The organism is Microbacterium umsixpiens (genome assembly GCF_053543675.1).
Window position 1 is genome coordinate 1 of the sequence record NZ_JBLVOH010000061.1, and the last position, 1838, is coordinate 1838.

The following is a 1838-nucleotide window of genomic DNA, read 5'->3' on the forward strand; positions in this document are numbered from 1 at the left end:
GGGCGAGCGGGAGCGCGAACTCACCGGCGCCGCGGGCGATGAGGTGCTGCGCGGCGCGATCGAACTGGCGGAGCTGATTCTGGCGGCCGAACTCTCGGATGCCGGTTCTTCGGCGGCGGCGGCCGCCCGGAGAGCACTCACGGTCGCCGACCCCGCCGATATCCGCGAGGTACGCCTGCACCCCGACGACCTGCAGACGCTGCAGACCACGGAGTCGGACCTGACCGCGTTCGCGCTCGTCGCCGATGACACGCTCGAGCGCGGCGATGCCGTCGCGACCCTGACGCACGGACACATCGACGCCCGGATCGGCAGCGCCCTCGAACGTGCCCGTCGCGCCCTCGCGGAGGCCGGGTCGTGACGGCCTGGACCGCCGTCCGCGAGGCGGTTCGACCGGAACGCATCGGCGTCGTCTCCCAGGTGCGCGGCCTGAGCGTGCAGGTGCGCGGTCTCGAAGGGGCTGTCGGCGACGTCGTGACCCTCGACGGGGTCGATGCCGAAGTCGTCGCGATCGGCGAGGGCGGTCTGCGATGCATGCCCCTCGGGGCCGTCGCCGGGCTCACCGTCGGGGCGCCCGTGCGGGGCCGCGGTGGCGCCCTGCGCGTACCGACCGGGGCCGCTCTGCTCGGCCGCGTCCTGGACGGACTCGGTCGGCCGATCGACGGCAAGGGCCCGTTGACCGGCGCGATCTCGGTGAGCCTCGACCACGCTCCGCCCTCGATCATGGGGCGCGACCGGATCGACTCCCCTCTTCCGCTCGGGGTGCGCGCGCTCGACACGCTCGTCAGCGTGGGTCGCGGGCAGCGCGTCGGGCTCTTCGCCGGCTCGGGAGTGGGCAAGTCGTCACTGTTGTCGATGATCGCGCGCGGCACCGAGGCCGAGGTGACGGTGATCGCCCTCGTCGGCGAGCGCGGACGTGAGGTGCGCGAGTTCATCGAAGACGACCTGGGGCCGGAGGGACTCGCTCGTTCGGTGGTCGTCGTCTCGACCTCCGATCAACCGGCCATGGCGCGCATCAGGGCCGCGTACACCGCCACCCGGATCGCCGAGGCCTTCCGTGACGAGGGCGCGCACGCCATCCTCATGATGGACTCGCTGACCCGCGTCGCGATGGCGCAGCGCGAGATCGGCCTGTCGGCCGGAGAACCCCCCGCAACCCGTGGGTACCCGCCGTCGACGTTCTCGCTCCTCGCCGGCCTGCTCGAACGGGCCGGCACCGATCGGCGCGGCTCGATCACCGGCATCTACACGGTGCTCGTGGACGGCGACGACCACAACGAGCCGATCGCCGACACCGTGCGCTCGATCCTCGACGGCCACGTCGTGCTCGACCGCGCACTCGCCCTCTCCGGACACCATCCGGCGATCGACGTGCTCGGCTCCGTCTCCCGCGTGGTGGGGAAGATCACGGCGCCGGAACAGCGCTCACACGCGGCGACGCTACGTGCGGTGCTCGCCGCGCGTCGCCGGGCCAACGACCTGATCGACATCGGCGCGTACCAGCCGGGTGCCGACGCCCGCATCGACGCCGCGATCGCCCACGAACGGGCGATCTCCGCTTTCCTCACCCAGTCGCTCGACGAGACGAGCGCGATCGACGAATCGTGGCGTCGACTCGACGAGCTCGTCTCCGGTTTCGGAGGAGTCTCATGACACGGTCGTTCTCCCTGGCGGGCCTGCTGCGTGTGCGCGAGATCCAGGAGCGCGCCGCGGCCCAACGACTCTCCCGCGCGGTGCTCGACGCCCGGCACACCGAGGCCCGCGATCGCTCCCTCCGCGCGCATCTGGCCGGGGCCGGGAGCGAAGCCGTGGACGTCCGCTCCCTGGCGGCGCTCGCG

At 72.6% G+C, this 1838-nt stretch carries 2 protein-coding genes and 1 pseudogene; all 3 read left to right on the plus strand.

Features of this window, described 5'->3' with window-relative positions; genetic code table 11:
- Nucleotides 1-361: FliH/SctL family protein (locus ACNPM4_RS05980; protein WP_448985055.1), on the plus strand; the 361-nt coding region annotated here is incomplete at its 5' end.
- Nucleotides 358-1653, plus strand: a complete 1296-nt coding sequence (locus ACNPM4_RS05985) for a FliI/YscN family ATPase (RefSeq protein ID WP_448985056.1) — start codon at nucleotides 358-360, stop codon at nucleotides 1651-1653. The genes ACNPM4_RS05980 and ACNPM4_RS05985, both read left to right, overlap by 4 nt.
- Nucleotides 1650-1838, plus strand: a pseudogene (locus ACNPM4_RS05990) (hypothetical protein); the annotation flags it as partial. The gene ACNPM4_RS05985 and the pseudogene ACNPM4_RS05990, both read left to right, overlap by 4 nt.